This is a genomic window from Staphylococcus sp. LCT-H4 (assembly GCF_001866145.1).
Classification (GTDB): Bacteria; Bacillota; Bacilli; order Staphylococcales; family Staphylococcaceae; genus Staphylococcus; species Staphylococcus succinus.
Genome location: NZ_MODY01000014.1, coordinates 1 through 2,279, shown reverse-complemented (window position 1 = coordinate 2,279; position 2,279 = coordinate 1). Strand labels below are relative to the sequence as shown.

Below are 2,279 nucleotides of genomic sequence, written 5' to 3'. Positions count from 1 at the left end.
GATGACAGAGGGATAACATTGACATATTGCATTCAGTTTTGAATGCTCATTAAGAGTATTCGTAATCGTAATGGGNTTTATGGAGCTAGCCGTCGAAGGTGGGACAAATGATTGGGGTGAAGTCGTAACAAGGTAGCCGTATCGGAAGGTGCGGCTGGATCACCTCCTTTCTAAGGATATATTCGGAACATCTTCTTTAGAAGATGACAGAGGGATAACATTGACATATTGCATTCAGTTTTGAATGCTCATTAAGAGTATTCGTAATCGTAATGGGCCTATAGCTCAGCTGGTTAGAGCGCACGCCTGATAAGCGTGAGGTCGGTGGTTCGAGTCCACTTAGGCCCACCATTAGATTATTTTAGATATTATACATGGNGACATATTGTATTCAGTTTTGAATGCTCATCGGAGTATTCAACAAAAGNTGGGAGAGCGCCTGCTTTGCACGCAGGAGGTCAGCGGTTCGAACCCGCTAGTCTCCACCATTAGAAATTGTACATTGAAANATTTGTACATTGAAAACTAGATAAGTAAGTAAAATATATAGATTTTACCAAGAAAAACCGAGTGAATTAGAGTTTTAAATAAGCTTGAATTCAAAAAGAAATAATCGCTAGTGTTCGAAAGAACACTCACAGATTAATAACATTTTGGGTTTTTAACCGACTTCGTCGTGTTAAAAGTCAAAAAAGATTAAGTTATTAAGGGCGCACGGTGGATACCTTGGCACTAGAAGCCTATGAAGGACGTTACTAACGACGATATGCTTTGGGGAGCTGTAAGTAAGCTTTGATCCAGAGATTTCCGAATGGGGAAACCCAGCACGAGTTATGTCGTGTTATCGATATGTGAATACATAGCATATTCGAAGGCAGACGCGGAGAACTGAAACATCTTAGTACCCGCAGGAAGAGAAAGAAAAATCGATTCCCTGAGTAGCGGCGAGCGAAACGGGAAGAGCCCAAACCAACGAGCTTGCTTGTTGGGGTTGTAGGACACTCTATACGGAGTTACAAAAGAACAAATTAGACGAAGCATCTGGAAAGATGAATCAAAGAAGGTAATAATCCTGTAGTCGAAAGTTTGTTCACTCTTGAGTGGATCCTGAGTACGGCGGAACACGAGAAATTCCGTCGGAATCCGGGAGGACCATCTCCCAAGGCTAAATACTCTCTAGTGACCGATAGTGAACCAGTACCGTGAGGGAAAGGTGAAAAGTACCCCGGAAGGGGAGTGAAATAGAACTTGAAACCGTGTGCTTACAAGTAGTCAGAGCCCGTTAATGGGTGATGGCGTGCCTTTTGTAGAATGAACCGGCGAGTTACGATTTGATGCAAGGTTAAGCAGTAAATGTGGAGCCGTAGCGAAAGCGAGTCTGAATAGGGCGTTGAGTATTTGGTCGTAGACCCGAAACCAGGTGATCTACCCATGACCAGGCTGAAGTTCAGGTAACACTGAATGGAGGGCCGAACCGACTTACGTTGAAAAGTGAGCGGATGAGTTGTGGGTAGCGGAGAAATTCCAATCGAACCTGGAGATAGCTGGTTCTCTCCGAAATAGCTTTAGGGCTAGCCTCAAGTGATGATTATTGGAGGTAGAGCACTGTTTGGACGAGGGGCCCTTATCGGGTTACCGAATTCAGACAAACTCCGAATGCCAATCAATTTAACTTGGGAGTCAGAACGCGGGTGATAAGGTCCGTGTTCGAGAGGGAAACAGCCCAGACCACCAGCTAAGGTCCCAAAATATATGTTAAGTGGAAAAGGATGTGGCGTTGCCCAGACAACTAGGATGTTGGCTTAGAAGCAGCCATCATTTAAAGAGTGCGTAATAGCTCACTAGTCGAGTGACACTGCGCCGAAAATGTACCGGGGCTAAACATATTACCGAAGCTGTGGATTGTCCGTAGGACAATGGTAGGAGAGCGTTCTAAGGGCGTTGAAGCATGATCGCAAGGACATGTGGAGCGCTTAGAAGTGAGAATGCCGGTGTGAGTAGCGAAAGACGGGTGAGAATCCCGTCCACCGATTGACTAAGGTTTCCAGAGGAAGGCTCGTCCGCTCTGGGTTAGTCGGGTCCTAAGCTGAGGCCGATAGGCGTAGGCGATGGATAACAGGTTGATATTCCTGTACCACCAAAATTCGTTTTGAGCGATGGGGGGACGCAGTAGGATAGGCGAAGCGTGCTGTTGGAGTGCACGTCCAAGCAATAAGACTGAGTATTAGGCAAATCCGGTACTCTTAAGGTCAAGTTGTGATGGGGAGAGGAAATTTTTT

The 2,279-nt window shown here is 45.5% G+C and carries 1 tRNA gene and 2 rRNA genes; all 3 read left to right on the top strand.

Going from position 1 to position 2,279, the window contains the following annotated elements:
- Positions 1-170 (top strand): 16S ribosomal RNA (locus BK821_RS13555); the annotation flags it as partial.
- 104 nt (positions 171-274) lie between these two features.
- Positions 275-351 (top strand) — tRNA-Ile (locus tag BK821_RS13070).
- A gap of 343 nt (positions 352-694) precedes the next feature.
- A 23S ribosomal RNA gene (locus tag BK821_RS13065) occupies positions 695-2,279 on the top strand; the annotation flags it as partial.